General features: G+C 64.2%; 19 protein-coding genes. 8 read left to right on the top strand and 11 right to left on the bottom strand.

What is annotated here, in order from left to right; translation table 11 throughout:
• Positions 1–67: 67 nt before the first annotated feature.
• On the bottom strand, positions 68–763 hold the full coding sequence (locus tag Q0C17_RS07765; RefSeq protein WP_291203878.1) for an extensin family protein: 696 nt from the start codon (positions 761–763) through the stop codon (positions 68–70).
• A gap of 119 nt (positions 764–882) precedes the next feature.
• Between Q0C17_RS07765 and parC the strand changes: the two genes are divergently transcribed.
• Together parC and Q0C17_RS07755 are read left to right on the top strand one after the other, a co-directional pair.
• Entirely contained in the window at positions 883–3,120 is a 2,238-nt protein-coding gene (gene parC / locus Q0C17_RS07760; RefSeq protein WP_291203875.1) for a DNA topoisomerase IV subunit A, read from the top strand.
• A gap of 20 nt (positions 3,121–3,140) precedes the next feature.
• A complete protein-coding gene (locus tag Q0C17_RS07755) occupies positions 3,141–3,689 on the top strand; it encodes a GNAT family N-acetyltransferase (protein WP_291203871.1) in 549 nt (182 codons plus the stop codon).
• Here the strand turns inward: Q0C17_RS07755 and Q0C17_RS07750 are convergent.
• Positions 3,686–4,429 carry a Sir2 family NAD-dependent protein deacetylase gene (locus tag Q0C17_RS07750; RefSeq protein ID WP_291203867.1) on the bottom strand — a complete coding sequence of 248 codons (744 nt, stop codon included), beginning with the start codon at positions 4,427–4,429 and terminating at the stop codon, positions 3,686–3,688. The two genes, Q0C17_RS07755 and Q0C17_RS07750, sit on opposite strands and share 4 nt — an antisense overlap.
• A gap of 278 nt (positions 4,430–4,707) precedes the next feature.
• Between Q0C17_RS07750 and Q0C17_RS07745 the strand changes: the two genes are divergently transcribed.
• From Q0C17_RS07745 to Q0C17_RS07735, 3 genes are all read left to right on the top strand, one after another.
• Positions 4,708–5,271 carry a LemA family protein gene (locus Q0C17_RS07745; RefSeq protein WP_291203864.1) on the top strand — a complete coding sequence of 188 codons (564 nt, stop codon included), beginning with the start codon at positions 4,708–4,710 and terminating at the stop codon, positions 5,269–5,271.
• A 46-nt stretch (positions 5,272–5,317) separates the two neighbouring features.
• Positions 5,318–5,662, top strand: a complete 345-nt coding sequence (locus Q0C17_RS07740) for a hypothetical protein (protein ID WP_291203861.1) — start codon at positions 5,318–5,320, stop codon at positions 5,660–5,662.
• 71 nt (positions 5,663–5,733) lie between these two features.
• Complete coding sequence (locus Q0C17_RS07735) at positions 5,734–6,363, top strand: hypothetical protein (protein ID WP_291203858.1); 630 nt, start codon at positions 5,734–5,736, stop codon at positions 6,361–6,363.
• Positions 6,364–6,718: 355 nt separating this feature from the next.
• Here the strand turns inward: Q0C17_RS07735 and Q0C17_RS07730 are convergent, their stop codons facing one another.
• From Q0C17_RS07730 to Q0C17_RS07705, 6 genes are all read right to left on the bottom strand, one after another.
• On the bottom strand, positions 6,719–7,855 hold the full coding sequence (locus Q0C17_RS07730; RefSeq protein ID WP_291203855.1) for an aminotransferase class I/II-fold pyridoxal phosphate-dependent enzyme: 1,137 nt from the start codon (positions 7,853–7,855) through the stop codon (positions 6,719–6,721).
• 3 nt (positions 7,856–7,858) lie between these two features.
• Positions 7,859–9,442 (bottom strand): TRAP transporter large permease subunit, encoded by a 1,584-nt coding sequence (locus tag Q0C17_RS07725; RefSeq protein ID WP_291203848.1) that lies wholly within the window; start codon positions 9,440–9,442, stop codon positions 7,859–7,861.
• Positions 9,432–10,100: a TRAP transporter small permease subunit gene (locus tag Q0C17_RS07720; protein ID WP_291203845.1), complete on the bottom strand. Its 669-nt coding sequence runs from the start codon at positions 10,098–10,100 to the stop codon at positions 9,432–9,434. Before Q0C17_RS07720 ends, Q0C17_RS07725 begins: the two co-directional genes overlap by 11 nt.
• An 18-nt stretch (positions 10,101–10,118) precedes the next feature.
• Positions 10,119–11,228 (bottom strand): TRAP transporter substrate-binding protein, encoded by a 1,110-nt coding sequence (locus Q0C17_RS07715; protein ID WP_291203840.1) that lies wholly within the window; start codon positions 11,226–11,228, stop codon positions 10,119–10,121.
• A 57-nt stretch (positions 11,229–11,285) separates the two neighbouring features.
• A complete protein-coding gene (locus Q0C17_RS07710; protein WP_291203835.1) occupies positions 11,286–12,044 on the bottom strand; it encodes an arginyltransferase in 759 nt (252 codons plus the stop codon).
• A gap of 100 nt (positions 12,045–12,144) precedes the next feature.
• Complete coding sequence (locus Q0C17_RS07705) at positions 12,145–12,831, bottom strand: flagellar motor protein MotB (RefSeq protein WP_291203831.1); 687 nt, start codon at positions 12,829–12,831, stop codon at positions 12,145–12,147.
• Between the two features lie 140 nt (positions 12,832–12,971).
• On the opposite strand from Q0C17_RS07705, the gene Q0C17_RS07700 reads away from it, so the two are divergent.
• Genes Q0C17_RS07700 through Q0C17_RS07690 form a run of 3 tightly spaced genes read left to right on the top strand, consistent with a single transcriptional unit; the run spans position 12,972 to position 16,407 of the window.
• Positions 12,972–13,835, top strand: coding sequence for an NAD(P)-dependent oxidoreductase (locus tag Q0C17_RS07700; protein ID WP_291203828.1), 864 nt, complete (start codon positions 12,972–12,974; stop codon positions 13,833–13,835).
• Between the two features lie 26 nt (positions 13,836–13,861).
• Positions 13,862–14,302, top strand: a complete 441-nt coding sequence (locus Q0C17_RS07695) for a DUF1801 domain-containing protein (protein ID WP_291203821.1) — start codon at positions 13,862–13,864, stop codon at positions 14,300–14,302.
• 41 nt (positions 14,303–14,343) lie between these two features.
• Entirely contained in the window at positions 14,344–16,407 is a 2,064-nt protein-coding gene (locus tag Q0C17_RS07690) for a penicillin acylase family protein (RefSeq protein WP_291203817.1), read from the top strand.
• A 15-nt stretch (positions 16,408–16,422) separates the two neighbouring features.
• Here the strand turns inward: Q0C17_RS07690 and Q0C17_RS07685 are convergent, their stop codons facing one another.
• The 3 genes from Q0C17_RS07685 to Q0C17_RS07675 all read right to left on the bottom strand — a co-directional run bounded on the left by Q0C17_RS07685 (position 16,423) and on the right by Q0C17_RS07675 (position 18,791).
• On the bottom strand, positions 16,423–16,776 hold the full coding sequence (locus Q0C17_RS07685; protein WP_291203814.1) for a hypothetical protein: 354 nt from the start codon (positions 16,774–16,776) through the stop codon (positions 16,423–16,425).
• A 450-nt stretch (positions 16,777–17,226) separates the two neighbouring features.
• Positions 17,227–18,225, bottom strand: a complete 999-nt coding sequence (gene hemB, locus Q0C17_RS07680; protein ID WP_291203809.1) for a porphobilinogen synthase — start codon at positions 18,223–18,225, stop codon at positions 17,227–17,229.
• Between the two features lie 29 nt (positions 18,226–18,254).
• Positions 18,255–18,791 (bottom strand): GNAT family N-acetyltransferase, encoded by a 537-nt coding sequence (locus Q0C17_RS07675; protein ID WP_291203804.1) that lies wholly within the window; start codon positions 18,789–18,791, stop codon positions 18,255–18,257.
• Between the last annotated feature and the right edge of the window lie 55 nt (positions 18,792–18,846).

Here is an 18,846-nt window from a genome sequence, read left to right as displayed (position 1 = left end):
TGGTCCTCCCGGTTTGTGTTGTCAGGAGGGACAATGAGGCCCTGACGCTGCGTCCGGCAAGGGCCGTTCAACGACAGGTGCGCCGGTTGCCCATGTCGAAATGGAAATGGTCGGCATGGGCGGCGTCGTAGTCGGGACCAAGGGTGACCGAGAAGATGCGGCAGGCCCCCTTGTGGACGCGTTTCAGGAAAGCGCCTTCCTTGCCGCCATTGTCCCAATGGGTCTTCACGTTGATCAGGCGGCCGTCCTCGAGGCGGAAGCCGGAGATGTCGATGGCATTGGCCCGCGCGTGTTCGGACTTGCGGCTCGTCCCGGCGATGTTGCGGCAGGAGAAGCTGCCATAAGTCTCGATCCGCGCGATGGGGGACCCGAAGATTTCCACAGCCGCGGGCCGGGCGATATGGCGCTCCCAGAGGTAGAGTGAGGCGGTCTGGCCACAGGTCATGCTGAGCGTGGCCGAATAGGGGGTCAGCGAGCGTTCCAGTGTCAGGGCATCATACTTTCCGCAGGCCTCTCCGGGCGGGGAGTCTTCCAGCAGGGTGTAGAGCACGCCCGTCGCGTCCAGGGCGTCGAAACAAGCCGAGGGATGGCGCACCAGCTGGGTCATCTTGAAGTGGGAGGCGAGGCCCGGCCTGTCGTTCAGGTCGAGCGGCAGGAAGGGGTTGTGCTGGGGCGGCGCAAAACGCAGGAAAACACCGATCACGAGCGCTGAAGGCAGGACCAGCAACGTGAAATAGCGCGTGAGGGCCTTTCGCAGCTTCACCCTTTTCCTTTCCTTAACCAAACGCCTGTTTCTGTTAACCAGTGCTGGCACGCGGGCCGGAATCGACCCTAGAACGCGTGCAGGCACAGAATGTGGCACGAACTGCAGAAGAGACCAGAATGGTGAAGCGCGGACCGACTCCGCCGCCGGAAGAGCGGATCATCAACGAGACGATGAGCGAGGCGCTGTCCAAGCGCTATCTCGCCTATGCGCTCTCCACGATCACGGCGCGGGCGCTGCCGGATGTGCGCGACGGCCTGAAGCCCGTGCAGCGGCGCATCCTCTACGGCATGCGCGTATTGCGGCTCGACCCTGAAGGCGGCTACCGCAAGTGCGCCAAGATCGTCGGCGACGTCATGGGTAACTACCACCCGCACGGCGACAGCTCGATCTACGACACGCTGGTGCGCCTGGCGCAGGATTTCAACGTGCGCTACCCGTTGGTCGACGGGCAGGGCAACTTCGGCAACATCGACGGGGACAGCCCGGCGGCCTATCGCTACACCGAGGCGCGGATGACGCGCGCGGCCGAGCTGATGATGGACGGGCTCGACGAGAACGCGGTCGATTTCCGCCCGAACTATGCCGAAAATGACGAAGAGCCCGTGGTGCTGCCCGCCGGCTATCCGAACCTGCTGGCCAATGGCGCCACCGGCATCGCCGTCGGCATGGCGACCTCGATCCCGCCGCACAATGTGGCCGAGGTGATCGATGCCGCGCGCTTCCTGATCGAGAAGCCGAAGGCGACGACCGCCGAGCTGATGGAATTTGTTCAGGGTCCGGACTTTCCGACCGGCGGTGTGATCGTCGAAGAACGCGCCGCAATGCTGGAGGCCTACGAGACAGGCCGCGGCAGTTTCCGCATGCGAGCGCGCTGGCAGGTCGAGGACACCGGCCGGGGCACCTACCAGATCATCGTGACCGAGATCCCCTACCAGGTGCAGAAGTCGCGCCTGCTCGAAAAGCTCTCCGAACTGCTGGAAACCAAGAAGGTTCCGCTGCTGGAAGACGTGCGCGACGAAAGCGCGGAGGATGTGCGCCTTGTACTGGTGCCGCGCGCCAAGACGGTCGAGCCGGGCGTGCTGATGGAGAGCCTGTTCAAGGTCTGCGATCTTGAAACGCGCTTCAGCCTCAACATGAACGTGCTGCACAAGGGCGCGCCGCAGGTGATGGGCCTCAGGGCCGTGCTGCAGGCTTACCTGGACCACCGCCGCGAAGTGCTGGTGCGCCGTTCCGAGTTCCGCCTCGACAAGATCGAGAAGCGCCTGCACATCCTGGAAGGCTTCCTGAAAGCTTACCTGAACATCGACGAGGTGATCCGCATCATCCGGACCGAGGACGAGCCGAAGCCCGTCCTGATGAAGCGGTTCAAGATTTCCGACATTCAGGCCGAAGCCATCCTCAACCTGCGCCTGCGTGCGTTGCGCAAGCTGGAAGAGATGGAAATCCAGGGTGAGCATACAAAGCTCAAGGAAGAGCGCGAGGAAATCGTCGCGCTGCTCGCCTCGCCGCGCAAGCAATGGTCGCGCGTATCGAAAGACCTGAAATCCGCCCGCGATGAATTTGATCCGGGGACGGCGCTCGGAAGACGGCGCGCCACATTCGAGGCAGCGCCAGAGGTTGACCTTGCTGCTGCGCTTGAAGCCTCCAGGCCAAAGGAGCCGGTAACGGTTGTCCTGTCGCAGCAGGGCTGGATCCGCGGCATGAAGGGCCACAGCATCGATGCGGACTCGATCAAGTTCAAGGAAGGCGATGGCCCGGCCTGGATGGAAGAGGTGATGACGACCGACCGGCTGGTCATCATGTCGTCCGACGGGCGCGCCTTTATCCTGGCGGCGGACAAGCTGCCGGGCGGGCGCGGCAATGGTGAGCCGATCCGCCTGTCCATCGAGCTGGAAGACAATGTGGACATCGTCGCCATGTTCAAGTTTGACGCCGAGCGTAAGCGCGTGATGGCTTCAAGCTCCGGGTACGGATTTGTCATTCCGGAGACCGAGCTGGAATCAAACCGCAAGGCGGGCAAACAGGTCGTCAACACGGGTGAGGGGCGCCTGACGGTCTGCGCGCCGGTGGAAGGCGACATGATCGCCGTGGTCGGCACGAACAGGAAGATGCTGATCTTCCCGCTGAAGGACTTGCCGGAAATGTCCCGCGGCAAGGGCAACAAGCTGCAAGCCTATAGCGGCAAGTCCGAACTGGCTGACCTTATCACCTTCGACAAGCGCGATGGGCTGATCGTGATGACCGGCGGGCGCCACCGCGCCTTCGAGGAATGGAAGAGCTGGCGCGGCCAGCGCGCCCAGGCCGGCAAGGTCGTCCCGAAAGGCTTCCCGAGAGGCGGAACGTTTACGGGGTAGGGCTTCAGGACGCGATCACGATGGTTCGGATCGAAACCTCGCGACTGATTTTGCGGCCACCGGAACGAGGGGACTATGAGGCATGGGCCATCATGGAGGCGGACGAGTCCGTCAAAGCCAATACGGGTGGCGTTCAGGACCTGCGCGAGAGCTGGAACCAGCTGCTTTCGATCGCTGGCCACTGGAAGATTATGGGCTGGGGCTCGCTTTGCGCGATCGAGAAAGCTACCGGCCGTTTCGTGGGGCGGTTCGGCCCCTCGAAACCATTTGGCTGGCCGTGTGTCGAAGTCGGCTGGATGCTTCTTCCGGAATATCAGGGAAAGGGCCTGGCACTGGAGGGCGCCGTCGCCGCGATGGATTTCGCGTTTCATCAGCTCGGCGAGCCGCGCGTCATCCATACCATCCGTCCTGCAAACACAGCTTCCCAGAAGCTGGCCGCTCGGCTGGGTTCAAAAAATCTTGGGCCTATCGTCTTGCCGCCGCCCTTTGACTCACTTCCGAATGATGAATGGTCACAGACGCACGCCGAATGGGACGTTTCGCGAAAGCGCTTCAAGAGCGCTGCCTAAAGCCTTCCCACCACATCTGTCATCAGCGGCCCGATCTCGTCATTTATCACAAGGTCCGCATACGGATCCTGATCGGTAGGTTCGCGGTTGATGATCGCAAGCTGGGCGCCAAGTTTCTTGGCCAGCAGCGGTATGCCGGCCGCCGGATAGACGAGGAGGGATGAGCCCATTACCAGCATCAGGTCGCATAGCGAAGCTTCTTCCGAAGCGCGCTCCATCTCCGCTTCAGGCATCGCCTGGCCGAAGGAGATGGTGGCGGTCTTGATCAGACCGGTGCAGAAGATGCAGGTGATGTCCTCGTCGGCTTCCCAGCGGTGGCGCAGGCTTTCAATCTCGTAGCGCTTCGAGCAGGTGAGGCATTTGGCATAGCTGGCATTGCCGTGCACCTCGATCACCTGCCGGTCAGGGACGCCGGAATCCTGGTGCAGGTTGTCGACGTTCTGCGTGATGACGCTGGCCACCTTCCCGGCGGCGACCAGTTCGGCAATCGCATAGTGGCCGGCATTCGGCGAGGCACCGGTCCAGCCGGCGGTGCGATTGAACACACGCGTCCAGGCTTCGCGGCGCTTGTCGCGCGAGGCGACGAAGTCCTGGAACATGATCGGTTGCATCTTGCTCCACACGCCGCCGGGGGAGCGGAAATCCGGGATGCCGCTTTCGGTTGAGATGCCTGCGCCGGTAAACACGGCGACCCTGTGGGCATTGCGGATCATGTGGGCGAGGATGTCGGCATCTGTCATGCCTGACAGAGTAATTCGTTCGCCCGAAAGTTCTAGCGGAACATGCCGTCCCGTCACATGGTTCGGGGTCGGCACAGTTTCCGCACGCAACCGGCATCGACACGGGCGCGGTGCATGGCGGATCGCTGACGGCGGTGGTCTATCCCGAGGCCGCCCCGCGCCACTTTGTACAGGTCAGCACCGCGGCCTACTCGCCGCCGCGCTGAGGGCATATTGCTTGCGAAACGGCGCAGCGCCGGTTAGGCCTTGGCACTTAAGGCATTCCGGAGGGGCTCCCCATGAACCTGGTTCTCATTGTCCTGGCGGTGATCGTCGCCATCGTCGGCATGATCATCCTCATCTACAACGGCCTCGTGATGAAGCGGCAGCGCGTCAATCAGGCCTTCGCGGACGTCGACGTGCAGCTGAAGCAGCGCCAGAACCTGATCCCCAACCTCGTCGAAACCGTGAAGGGCTACGCGGCGCACGAGCAGGCGACGTTCCAGCAGGTGATCGCCGCGCGCAATGCCGCGCAGGCCGCCAGCACCGCCGGCGACATGGCGCGGGCCGAAGGCGTGCTGAGCCAGGCGCTCGGCAAGCTGTTCGCCCTCGCCGAGGCCTATCCGGACCTCAAGGCCAACACGAACTTCCTGCAACTGCAGAACGAGCTGTCGTCCATCGAGGACAAGCTCGCCGCGGCACGCCGGTTCTACAACTCGGCGGTCCAGGACTATAACACGGCCCGCGAACAGTTCCCGGGGTCGATCATCGCCGGCAGCTTCAACTTCGAATCCCGCGAATTCTTCGATGTCGGCGCCGACAGCCGCGCCGCGCTGGACGAGCCGCCGAAGGTTGGTTTCTAGCCTGTCCGCTTTCGGCTAGACTGGTCTTCCTGCTCAGGAGGCCGGTATGAAAGCTTCAATCCTTCTGGCGGCGGGTCTCATCGGGCTCGCCGCTTGCGCATCCGGTGGTTCGCCGACCGCCCGGTGGAGCGCCTCGGCCTGGGACGGCCTTGCGGCCCAGACCATCGGCACGGACAATTACAACTTCTTCGCCGCCCCGCTGGATGGCCAGGGTTTCAAGCTGAAGCTGACGCTCGCCATGGACGGCGACTTCCGGGTTCAGGCGGGCGAGGAAACGCTGGCCGCCGAACTGGAGGAAGCGGCCCGCAAGGCGGCGCCGCAGGGTTGCACATTTCTTTCGCTGACCCGCACGCAAGACGGCGGCGCGGAAGCCGCTTATGATTGCGCCTGAAGCGAAGCGCTGGACGAAACCCGCGATTTCGGGTGAGCATAGCGCGCTGATCCGGAAAGGAGGCCCATGCAATGCGCCTTGCCCTAGTTGTTGCCACTGCCGCCCTGCTGCTTACGGCCTGTTCGCCGAAAGCCGAAAAGCCCGCGCCCGAGGCGCCGCTGCCGGTCGAGGAAACGAGCGTGATGACCGAGACGCCGCCCCCGGCGCCGACGCTCGACCCGACGCAGCTCGACCTGTCGAAGATCGCGCTGGCGATGCGCATCCCGTCCACTTTCCGCGCCTATGATGACGGCGCCTACCTGCAGATCAACGTGATCAGCCCGCGCCTGGGCGTGGACCTCGCTGAATCGTTCCCGCTGGTGACGTCCGAAGGGTTCGACAGCCAGTTCCTCGCCACCGAGAACAAGGACGGCTTCACCATCTGGACCTATGCCACTCGGCCGGAAGACGCCGCCCGCCTCGCCGCGCTGAGCGCCGAGCTCGCGCGCCTCAAGGCGGAAGCGCCTGGCGAGAACGAACTGAACTTCGGCGCCGTGGCCCCCGGCTGCTGGAACGAGCCGGAACAGACCCCGGGCAGCCTCGCGCGGACGCTCTATATTCGCGTCATGCCGGAAGAGGACTTTCAGGTCTTCGTGCCCGAGCAGGTCCTCACCGAAGGTGCCCTGCCGGGCATCGAGACCTTCTGGGGTGCTTGCGAATAGCGCGGCGCGCGCCCAAGCCCCGCAACCGCTTGGAATAGTCTGAGCGCGCGGCTTGTGGTATGGAAGCCGCGCGATGAGCGATACTCTTGGTCCCGGCGATCTGGTCTTGTGCGTCAACGCGGCCCCGAACCATGTGACGGGACGGCCTGTTCCGCTCGTTGCCGGCGAGACCTACCGGGTGCTGGATCTCTGGGAGTTTGCCTGCCCGTGCGGGCGGTCTGATGCCTTGATCGATGTCGGCGTCGAGTTCGCCTGGTGCCAGAGCCGTTTCCGGAAACTGCCGAAGCCAAAGGCGCGGGCGAGAAACCGCCGGGTGTCCACGCCAAAAGAGCTGCAACCTGCCGGGCCGTCCGCTTCAGCGCCTTGGTTGCGCCCTGAACCACGGCTCGAGGAGGCCAAGCGCTTCGCGGATTTCTTCCGTCGACAGCGCAAACGAGAACCGCATGAAGCGCTGGCCTTCAACGGGATCGAAATCCACCCCAGGTGCGGTTGCGACGCCGGTTTCCTCGAGCAGCCGCAGGCAAAAGCCAAGGCTGTCATCGGTGAAGCGCGAGATGTCGGCATAAATGTAGAAGGCGCCGTCCGGCGGGGCGATCCGCTCAAGGCCAAGGCGCGGCAACGCCTCCAGCATCAGCGTGCGGTTGGCGCGGTAGACTTCCACATGCCCGTCGAGCTCCGCGCGGCTGTCCATGGCAACGAGGCCCGCATGCTGGGCGAGCGAGGGCGCGGTAAGGAACAGGTTTCCGATATAGGCGCTGGTGCGCGCGACGCCGTCCTCAGGTGAGACGAGCCAGCCGAGCCGCCAACCAGCCATCGAGAAGTACTTCGAGAAGCTGTTCACGATATAGGCGGACGGCTCATGCTCCAGCATCGAATGGATCGCCGGGCCATAGCTGAGGCCGTGATAGATCTCGTCGGAGACAAGGCGGGCGCCGATGCGGCGGGCGACAGCGGCGATTGCGGCAAGCTCCGCATTTGGAAGGATCGTGCCGGTCGGGTTCGCAGGGCTTGCCAGCAGGATGCCCTGCGGTGCGGGATCCAGCGCGGCGATAGCCGCCGCAGAGATCTGGAACCGCTCTGCCTCGCCGCAGGGAATTTCGACCGGCACGAGGTTCAGCGCGCGGATCGTGTTGCGATACGCGACATAGCCGGGCCGGGCGAGGGCAATGCGGTCTCCCGGATTGAACGCCGTTGACAGGGCGAGCACCAGCGCTGGCGAAGCCCCGCAGGTCAGCGCGATGCGCCGCGGATCAACCGTGACGCCATAGGTGCCCTGATAGTGCTGCGCGATGCGCGCCTTGAGCGGCACGCTTTCCCAGTAGCCCATCGCTTCCTGGTCGAGCACGCCGTGCGCGGCAGCAATCGCCGCAGACGGCGCGCCGGTCGAGGGTTGGCCGAATTCCATATGCAGGATGCGCTGGCCCGCCGCCTTCAGTTCATGCGCGCGCCGGCTGATGGTAATCGCCTGGAAGGGAGAAATGTCCTGTCCCACCAGTTACTTCGCGGCGATGGCTGGCAGCCAGGTGGCAAGCGATGGCACAGCAGCGATCAGGATGATCAGCAACACCTGCAATCCGATAAACGGAATTGCCCCGCGCCAGATCTGAAGTGTGCTGACTTCTGGCGGCGCGGCGCCGCGAAGGTAGAACAATGCAAATCCGAAAGGCGGCGTCAGGAAACTGGTTTGCAGGTTCACCGCCATCAGGATGGCGAGCCAGATCGGATCGCACCCCAGCACGATCAGCGGCGGCGCGACGAGCGGCACCACGACGAAGACGATCTCGATGAAGTCGAGGAAAAAGCCGAGCACGAACATGACCAGCATGGTCATCGCCAGCGCCCCCCACTTGCCGCCGGGCACGCTGTGGAGGATCTCGGCGACGATGTCGTCCCCGTCAAAGCCGCGGAAAACGAGGCTGAAGAGGGACGCGCCGATCAGGATGAGGAACACCATCGAGGTGATGTGCGTCGCGCTCTTCAGGGCAGGCGTCAGTTGCTTGGCATTCCGCAGCACGACAAGGCCAGCCGTCAGGGCAGCGAAGAAGGCAATGGTCGAAAGGACGGTAATCGCGAGGCCGGCATACTCCACCAGTGTGTGTGTGGCCGCGCCCGCGCGCAGGTCGAGAAGATTGCGAAGCACCAGAATGAGCAGGAGGCCGGCAAGACCGAGGTACATGACAGGTGACAGGCGGCTGCCGGTCTCCTTGTCGAGGCGAAGGCCCGCGAGCAGCAGCGCGCCGCCGGCGCCAATTGCTGCGGCTTCCGTAGGCGGTGCAATACCGGCGAGGATCGAGCCAAGCACGGCGATGATGAGAACGAGCGGCGCGCCGAGGCTGAGCGCGATGTCGCGGAAAGCCACAGGTTCAAGATCGTCGGTCGATGTTGCCGGCGGGCAGGCTTCAGGGCGCAGAAAGGAAATGACAGCGATCCAGATGAGGTAGAGCGCAACGAGCAGCAATCCCGGAATAAGCGCGCCCGCGAAAAGGTCCCCGACCGAGACGACCGCGGAGCCGCCGCCGGTCTGAAGGCTTGCCTGGCTGGCTGCATTGGAAATTGCGTCGGCCAGAAGGATGAGGACAATCGACGGCGGGATGATCTGGCCGAGCGTGCCGGAGGCCGCGATCGTGCCTGTGGCAAGGCGCGTGTCATACCCCTGGCGGAGCATGGCAGGCAGGGCGATCAGCGTCATCGCAATCACGGTTGCGCCCACAATGCCGGTAGACGCTGCGAGCAGCGCGCCAACAAGGACTACGGCATAGGCAAGGCCGCCGCGTACGCCGGCAAGCAGCCGCCCCGCCATGGTCAGCAGGTCTTCCGCCACGCGCGAGCGCTCGAGGATGACCCCCATGAGGACAAACAACGGCACCGCGATAAGCGTCGGGCTCTGCATGATGCCCGTGCCTTCGATACGGCTCGGGAAAGCCTTCAGGAAAGAGTCAGGGAAGACGCCAAGAGCAATGCCGATCAGGGCGAAGATCAGGGCAACGCCGCCGAGCGTCAACGCGACGGGATAACCGGCCAGCAGGCCGCCAAGTGCCACGACAAACATCGTGACGGCGAGGATCGTTTCAAGTTCCATGGCCGCTCACCTTCGCATCGGATGCCGGTTCGGCAGGTTGCAGTGCGCCGGTAAGGCGCAGCGCGGCCTTAAGGGATTCCGACAGTCCCTGCGCCATCAGCAGCACGGCGAACACCGGCACCAGCGTCTTGAAGAGATAGAGAATCGGCAGGCCGTCGGACTCGCGAGAGCCTTCCAGCAGCATCCAGGAGCGCGCGAGGCCTGCTTCGCTGGTCATCAGGATACGGACGCAGATCGGGAAGAGCAGGAGGTAGGCGCCGGCCAGCTCAATCCAGTTGCGCCCTGCTTCGCCGAAGCGTGGCCGCAGGATGTCGACCCGTACGTGCGCGCCGTCGCGCAGGGCGGCGGCGGCCCCCAACATGAACATCGCCGCGAAGGCATAGGTCACGATCTCGTTCAGCCAGGTGAAAGACAGGCCGAACGCATAGCGCAGGAGCACGACGATCAGCTGGCTGAAGACCAACAGCAGGCCGCACGCCATGGCCCCGCCGAGGGCAAAGCCGGAGAACCGGTCGATGACGGCAATCAGGTGTTTGGCCGCGCCGTCGAGAAGGCGCGGCACGGAGAGCACGATGAGCGGCAGGGCGAACAGCGGCAGGAGCGCAAGGCCCACCCATTTCAGCGCCGTGCCCAGTGTCAGGAAGATATGCGGATCCATTCGCCCTGGCCCCGCTGCCTATTTGCCGAATTCGCGGGCGGCGTAGTATTTGCCATCCGAGACATTGGCCCAGCCCCGCATCAGCTTCAGCGAGCGCTCGAAGCTTTCATAAATACGCTTCTCGATGCCGTCCTTGCCGCTCGCGGCGCGCACATCGAAGGCGGCCTCGGACATGCGTTTGACGATTTCATCCGGGAACGAACGAAGCTGTGTACCGTGCTCGCGCACCAGCAGGTCGAGGTGGACGGAGTTCTGGTAGGTGAACTCGCCGAGCGAGAGATGGTTCACGGACTCGCAAGCCGCTTTCAGGATCGCCTGCTCGCTGGGGATCAGGCTGTCCCAGACGCTCCGGTTGATGCCGACGGCAAGGCTGGCGCCGGGTTCATGGAAGCCGGGGCCGTAATAGTAGGGCGCCTCTCGGTGGAAGCCGAGCGCGTAGTCATTCCAGGGGCCAACCCATTCGGTCGCGTCGATCGCTCCGGTCTGCAGCGCCTGGTAGATCTCGCCGCCCGCCAGAGAGATGGACGCGCCGCCGAGCGCCCGCAGCACTTCGCCGCCCTGACCCGGAATGCGCATCTTGAGTCCGACAAAATCGTTCAGCGTACGGATTTCCTTGCGGAACCAGCCGCCCATCTGGTGGCCGGTATTGGCACCCTGAATGCACTTGATGCCGAACTGGCCAGAAAGTTCATCCCAGAGTTCCTGACCGCCGCCATGGTCGATCCAGCCCATGATCTCCTGCGCCGTCATGCCGAAGGGCACGGCGGTAAAGAAGGGGAAGGCGGTGGATTTGGCAGTCCAGTAATACTCGGCGCCGTGGTAAATGTCGGCCGAGCCGTTGGCGACCGCGTCGAAGCTCTCGAAAGGCGGCACCAGTTCACCGGCCGCGAAGACCTTGATCTCCATCAGCCCGTCCGACATCTTGAGCACCTTCTCGGCAACGCGCTCGGCGGCGCGGCCGAGACCGGGCAGGCCCTTCGGCCAGGTGGTGACCATGTTGAAGCGGCGGCGGCTGCGCGCGATGGCGGGGCCGGACAGCGCCTCGCCGGATTTCGGATTGGCGAAGGTGGCGGCCGCGCCTGCCGCTCCCAGCAGGCCTGCGCCTACGAGATTGCGCCGGTTGATCATATGCAGCCTCCCCATGTGCTGCCCGTCCGGCCTCTCCGGGCCGGTCGAAAGTGCAGCTTACTCGTCGTCTCTCAAGAGCCGCCAGCGGTCGCCGTCAAGTACTTCCAGCGGCTGGTAGCGCCGCTTGTACGCCATCTTGGGGCTGCCCTTGACCCAGTAGCCCAGATAGACGTGGGGCAAGCCCATCTCCTGCGCATGGCGGATGTGATCGAGGATCACGTAATGACCAAGACTGCGCGCGTCCTTTTCGGGGTCAAAGAAGGTGTAGACCATCGAGAAGCCGTCGCGCAGCACGTCCGTGATGGAGGCGGCGACCAGAGGTGCGGTTTCATCCGGCCCGTCGCGGTATTCGAAGATCAGGCTCTGAACCGGGCTACCGCCGACCATGGCGACATAGTCGCGGTAGGTCATTTCCGACATGCCGCCGTTGTCATGGCGTGTCTTCACGTAGGACTTCAGCAACCGGAACTGCTCGCGCGTGGCCTGGGACGCCACCGGGCGGCGCACCAGTGAAGCGTTCCGGGCGATCACTTTGCGGTCATTGCGGCTGACATCAAACTCGCGCGTCGGCACCCGCACGCTGCGGCATGCGCTACAGCGCAGGCAGGCGGGCCGGTAAGCGATGGACTGGCTGCGGCGGAAACCGGACTGGCTGAGCACATTGTGCACGGCATCGGCTTCCGGAATCGCGAGGTTGGTAAACGCCTTCCGTTCCTTGCGGTCAGGCAAATAGGGACACGGGCTGGGGTTCGTAACGTAGAACCTCAGCGACCGTTCCAGGCCGGCCGGCAACAGATGGGAATCCGTGAACTTCATGTGAGCTGACGATACACGCCGCCGGGCCAGCGCCAAGGGGCGAAAACCGGGCAGACCCGGAGACACGGCAAAAAAGACACACCGGCGTTGCCGGAAAGCCTCATGGCTGGGCGCTCAGATGAACTTTCAGGCTGATCCGGCGGTTCTGGGCAAGGTGCGGCTGGCCGGGCTCGAGCGGCTTTGTGTCGGCGAGGCCGGTAACCGCCTGGAAGCGGGCCCCTGCCACACCGCCGGCCTCGAGCAGGCGGCGGGCCTCGTTCGCCCGGTCGGATGACAGATCCCAGTTGGAATAGCCGGCCTGGGCAAGGCTGAAGGCATCGGTGTGGCCTTCGATGGAGACGGGATTGGCTAGTGGCTCAAGCGTCGTGGCCGCCGCGGCGACGAGTTTGGCGCCTTCAGCGGTCAGTGCGCCGCTGGCGCTTTCAAACAGAGGGCGCCCGGCCGTGTCGACGAGATCAAGGCGCACCCCATCCGGCTCCGCGGAAAGGATAACGCTTTCGCCGGCGCCTTTAAGGCTTTCGGAAAGTTGCAAAAGGCTGAACAGCTCGGCCGCTTCGGTCGGCACCACCGGGGCGGCGCTGGCGAGGACGGTTTCTTTGGTCTTGAACTCGGCAGCGATGGCAGCGCGGGCATCCGGCGAGACGCCGCTGACCATCCACATCAACAGGAAAAAGGCCATCAGGGCCGTCAGGAAGTCGGCATACGCCATCTTCCACGTGCCCATCTTGCGGGCCGGTGGTGCAGGCATTCTGCCTGCGAGTTGCCGGTGGGTCGTGGCGTAAGCCATCGTCCTGGTTCCTGTCCTTCTGACGGAGATCATCGTGTATCAGGTCATGGTGAAACCCACGCTTCAGGCAGGGATGGGATTTCGATGAAATTCAATGTATTGGGCGTCCCAGAACGGCACACCCAGATCAGGAGACACTCATGGCGCGCACTGCTTTCCTTGGCCTTGGGGTCATGGGCTTCCACATGGCGGGCCACCTTGCCCGGGCAGGCCATCAGGTCTCCGTCTGGAACCGCTCGCCCGAGAAGGCGCAGGCCTGGAAGGCCGTGCACCGCGGCGATGTGGCGAAAGATCCGGCCTCCGCCGTGTTCGGCGCCGAATTCGTGCTGATGTGCCTCGGTGATGACCCCGATGTGCGCGCCGTGTTCGAGGCGTTGGAGCCAAGCCTTGGGGCGGGCATGACCGTGATCGACCACACGACCGCCTCGGCCGGCCTTGCCCGCGACCTTGCTCTGCGCTGCAAAGCGAAGGGCGCCCGCTTCATCGATGCCCCCGTCTCTGGCGGCGAGGCCGGCGCCATAAACGGCAAACTCACCATCATGTGCGGCGGCGAGCCGGCGGCCTTTGCCGCGGCCGAGACCGTGATGAACGCCTTCGCGCGCAAGATCACGCTGATCGGCGAAATCGGGGCGGGCCAGCTTGCAAAGTCCGTCAACCAGATCTGCATCGCGGGCATCGTGCAAGGGCTCGCCGAAGGACTGCACTTTGCCGAGAAAGCGGGGCTCGACGCCGAGAAGGTGATCGAGGCGATCTCCGGCGGCGCGGCGCAAAGCTGGCAGATGGAGAACCGCTGGAAGACGATGACCGAAGGCAAGTTCGATTTCGGCTTCGCGGTGGACTGGATGCGCAAGGACCTGCGGATCACGCTGGACGCCGCCCGTGAGACCGGCGCCAGCCTGCCGCTGACAGCGATGGTCGACCAGTATTACGCCGACGTGCAGGCGATGGGCGGCAGCCGCTGGGATACGTCAAGCCTGATTGCCCGGTTGAACCGGGACGCGTAGTCTTTACGCCAACGGAGGAGGGACCGATGGCCAAGGCGAAGGACGAACCGAAAACAAAGCCGACGGAAACCACGCCGAAGGATTTCATCGCGGCAATGGAAGACGGCCCGCGCAAGGCGGATGCTGAAGCCCTGCTGAAGTGGATGACCAAGGTCACCGGTCTCAAGCCGAAGATGTGGGGGGGCAGCATCGTCGGGTATGGCCGCTATGCCTACACCTATGACAGCGGACATTCCGGCGAAATGTGCCTGACCGGCTTCAGCCCGCGCAAGGCGAACATGGTGCTCTATATTCTCCCTGGTTACAGCGATCTCTCCGGGCCGCTCTCGCGCCTGGGAAAGCACAAGATCGGCAAGAGCTGCCTCTACATCAACAAGCTTGCCGACGTGGACATGAAGGTTCTGGAAGAGATCGTCACGGAAGGTCTCGCCCAGATGCGTAAGAACTACCAATCCTGGGACGCGTAACCGCGTCTCTCCATTCCATTCCGGTGCGGAGTTTCTGACGGATGAAGTCTTTCTTCCGGATTGCATGTTTCGTACTGCTCGGCGCCTTTCTGTTGGTGGCTGGCCTGTCCGTTTCATCCTGTGTCAGCAACACCGCGCGTCTCTCGGCGCTCGATCGCACGGCGCCGCCGGCGCCCTACCGCATAGAGCGTGATGCCTACGGCGTGCCCACCATCTATGGCGAGACGGACGCTGCTACGGCGTTCGGTCTGGCCTACGCGCATGCCGAGGACGACTTCGCCACGATCCAGCGCCAGGTGCTTGCCGTCCGCGGCGAATTGGGCGCCGTGGACGGTGCAGAAGGGGCGCAGGCGGATTATTTCGGCAAGCTGATCGATGTGAAGGGCCAGATCGCCGCCGGCATCGAGACGGTCTCCCCGCAAGCGCGCGCGATGGCGCAGGGCTATGCCGACGGACTTAACCTATACGCGGCGAAGCATCCGAAGGAAGTGCTGCGTCCGCAGGTCTTCCCGCTGACTGGCGAGGATGTGATTGGCGGTTTTGTTCTCGTCTCGCCGCTGTTCTTCGGCGTCGACGCGACCGTCGCGCGCCTGTTCGGCAATGGCGAGATCCCTCCGGACCGCGAGCCCGAGGAGCGCGGATCGAACGCCTTCGCCTTCGCGCCGCACCGCACGGCGGACGGCTCCACCGTGCTCGTCTCGAACTCGCACCAGCCCTGGGAAGGTGCCGCCGCCTGGTACGAGGCGCGCATCGCCAGCGGCGAGGGCTGGTCTATGCAGGGGGCGCTGTTCCCCGGCAGTCCGGTGATCCTGATGGGCCACAACGCCCATCTCGGCTGGACCAATACAGTCAACCGCGCCGATCTGACGGATGTGTACAAGCTGGTGCTGGACGAGAGCGGGAAGCGCTACAAGCTCGACGGCGAGTGGAAAGACCTGACGCACCGCCATGTCTGGCTGAAGGTGAAGATGGGCCCGGTCGTTGTCCCCGTGCGCCAGAACGTCTGGGGCTCCGTGCACGGACCAGTGATCAAGAACAAATCCGGCGCCTATGCCATCCGCTACGCCGGATTCGGAGAGGTGCGCCAGTTCGAGCAGTATTACAGGCTCAGCCGCACGAAATCGCTGGAGGATTGGCGCGCCGTAATGGCTATGCAGGCCATCCCCGCCACCAACTACATCTATGCCGACAAGCTCGGCAACATCGCTTACCTCTACAATGCCCGCCTGCCAAAGCGCGATCCCGCGATTGCCTGGGAGAAGGTCCTTCCGGGCGACCGGTCTGACTTGATCTGGACCGAGTATGAGCCGCCGGAGCGTATTCCGTTCCTGCTGTCTCCGCCCGCCGGCTACATCGTCAATTCCAACAACCTTCCCTGGCTGGCCACTGCGCCTGCGGAAGATATGAAACCGGAAGACTATCCTGACCTCGTCGGCATCGAGACCTGGATGACCAACCGCATCCTCCGGGCAAAGACATTGCTGGAAGCGGACGACATCTTCGACGATGCTGACATCCACCGCATCAAGTTCGACAAGGGCTATGACAAGGCTTCCCGTCTCGGCGAGGCTTTCCTCGCCGCCGTGGACGATGCGCGCGCGGCCGAAACGCTGTCCGAGGCGGTCACGCTTCTCGACACCTGGGACTGGACAGCAGACGGGCAGGGCGCCGCCGACGCGCTTGCCCTGATCATTCTGCAGGAGTTGCAGTGGAACCTCTATGCCCGTGAAGAGCCGCGTCCGGGCCGAGAAATCCTTGGCGATGCCGATACCCATCTGCGCAAACATTTTGGCAAGCTCGACGTGCCGTATGCGGACTTCGCGCGACTCATCCGCGGCAAGGCGGATTTTCCCCTCGCCGGCGGCCCTGAAACCCTCCGCGCCCTGATGTACCGCCCGGCCGAAGATGGCCGCTACACGGCCGTCGGTGGCGACAGCTTCATGCTAGTGGTGAAATGGCCGAAGGATGGCAGCGCCCCGCAGACGCGGACTATCTACCCCTTCGGCGCCGCCATGGGCCACCCGGCTTCACCGCACTATGCCGACCAGGCGGAAATGTTCTCGAAGGAAGAGTTCAAGGACAGCCCGCTGCCGGTCTATCAATAGGACGCTGTGGGCAGGTCAGTCGACCGGGATGTCCATGAAGGCCAGCGCGTCCTTCATCACGGCATCGCCCAGGCTCTGGCCATAGGCTTCCAGGGCGCCCTGGAAGGAAGGTGACTGAACGTCCGCAAACGTGGCTCCGCATTGTGCGGCTGCGATCGAGATGGCCTCGACGCTGAGCTTCAGGAAGGTCTCCGTTGCCGCCGGCTTGTTCTCCTGCAGCGCGTGAATGATCATCTGCTTCATGCCGGCCTTCTGCGACGGGGTGGTGTTGGCAATCATGCAGGTGGCGAGCGGGTTGGCAGGTTCGCCCGCGCCCGCGCTCAGCGCGATGAAAGGCAGGGCGGCAGAAACAATCAGTGTGCGGATCATATGAAACTCCGGGCTTATCTTCCCCTGAAGGCTAACATGCCCGGCTTGCCGTCTGAACAGGATATGACACCTTGCTGAGGCTCGCCGCTGTACATGACAATGCGTCCATCATTGCGGGCGCGCCATCTGTCAGCCGCCGATCGGCGTTCGGCGCCCGAAGCGTTCGGCCCAAGTGTCTGGCGGCAACGCCATCTCTTCGGTCCAGCCTCCCCCCGGCGCGGTTGAGATTACACCACTCGTCGTCGCGCGGGCGGTGAAAGGCCGAAAAGCAGCTGTCGGGCGCGGCGCCTTCGGGGCGAAACTCGATCGGGATGTTGTGGCTCTGGCGGATGCCGCGCTCGATGTGCGGCAAGGTCTTCATCGCTCAGTCGGCGCCGCCGCTGGCGCTGCCTGGGTGGGGTCCCGCAATGGTTCGTGCCGTCCGGCCAGCAGGCTGACCTGAGTGCCGCCTTATCCGCCCAGCTTCTCCGCCGCGCGCTCCGCAAAATAGGTGATCACGCCCGCGGCGCCCGCCCGCTTGAAGCTCAGCAGGGTCTCCATCATCACGCGGTCGCCGTCGATCCAGCCGTTCTGCGCGGCCGCCATGATTTGCGCATATTCGCCGGACACCTGGTAGGCCAGAGTCGGTACGCCGAACGTGGTGGCGACGCGGTGCACGATGTCCAGATAGGGCAAGCCCGGTTTCACCATCACCATGTCGGCGCCCTCGGCGAGATCGAGCGCGACCTCGCGCAACGCTTCGTGCGTGTTCGCCGGATCCTGCTGGTAGGTTTTCTTGTCGCCTTTGAGTGCCGCCGCCGAACCTATCGCCTCTCGGTAGGGCCCGTAGAAGCCGCTCGCATACTTCGCCGCATAGGCAAGGATCATCGCGTTGGTGAAACCCTCGTCCTCGAAGGCCGCGCGGATCGCGCCGATGCGCCCGTCCATCATGTCCGACGGCGCCACCACGTCCGCGCCGGCGCCGACATGCACCAGAGCCTGCGTCACGAGACGCTCCACGGTCGCATCGTTCGGGATCGTGCCGTCCTCGTCCAGCAGGCCGTCATGCCCGTGGCTCGTATAGGCATCCAGCGCTACGTCCGTGATCAGACCGACTTCCGGCGCCGAATCCTTCATCGCCTTCAGGGCCCGCGGCACCAGGCCGTCCGGCGACAGCGCCCCCGTGCCTTCGGCATCCTTGCCCTCCGGCCCGATATACGGGAACACCGCGATCGCCGGAATGCCCAGCGCCTTCGCTCGCTTCGCCGCGAGGGCGGCTTCTTTCACGGAGAGCCGGTCCACGCCCGGCAGCGAGGCGACCGGGACCCGGCCCTCGCCATCATGCACGAACACTGCCCAGACCAGGTCGGCCGGGGTGAGCACGTTTTCAGCGGTCAGCGAACGCACCCAAGGCGCCTGCCGCAGGCGGCGCATCCGAGTGGCGGGAAAGGACTGGGGAAACTGGGTCATATGCCTTCCTAGCGCCAAATCCGCCCCGCTCACAACCACCCCGCCTTGCGGCGCATGAAGCAGCGTTTCGTCACATCCATCACTTCGGCCTGCCGCGTCTCGATTTCCAGCATCCAGGCCGTCATCTCCCTGCGCGGAAGTTCGCGGAATCCGAGTGTCCGGTAGAAAGGCGCATTCCAGGGGAGGTCCCGGAAGGTCGATAGGGTCACGGTCTTGAGCCCCCGGTCCTCCGCGTCCTGGAACACCCGGCGCACCAGCGCCGCGCCGAGGCCTTTGCGGCCATGCTCCGGGTGCACGCTGATCTGGTCGAGGTACAGCGTGTCCCCCCGCAGCGAGGTCAGTACGAAGCCCGCTGGCACGCCCTTCCGTCCCCGCGCGACGAACACATGCCCGCCGGGCATCGCTGCCTCGAAAACCTCCGCCGGCACATGGTCCGACAGCTCTTCATCGGGCAACATCCCGGTGCCTGCAAACAGCTGGCTGGCGGCAAGGTCGATGGCAATCAGGTCCGGGATTTCGTCGGCGGCCACGCCCGAAATCGAGTATCCTTCGGGAAGGCGTCGCATTGACATAAGGCCGGGCTCTATCGCAATTCGGGGCCACACATATTGAGATAAGGGC

The organism is Hyphomonas sp., assembly GCF_022844445.1.
GTDB lineage: Bacteria > Pseudomonadota > Alphaproteobacteria > Caulobacterales > Hyphomonadaceae > Hyphomonas.
Note: the sequence above shows the minus strand (reverse complement) of the source record. Positions and strands in the feature narration are given on the sequence as shown.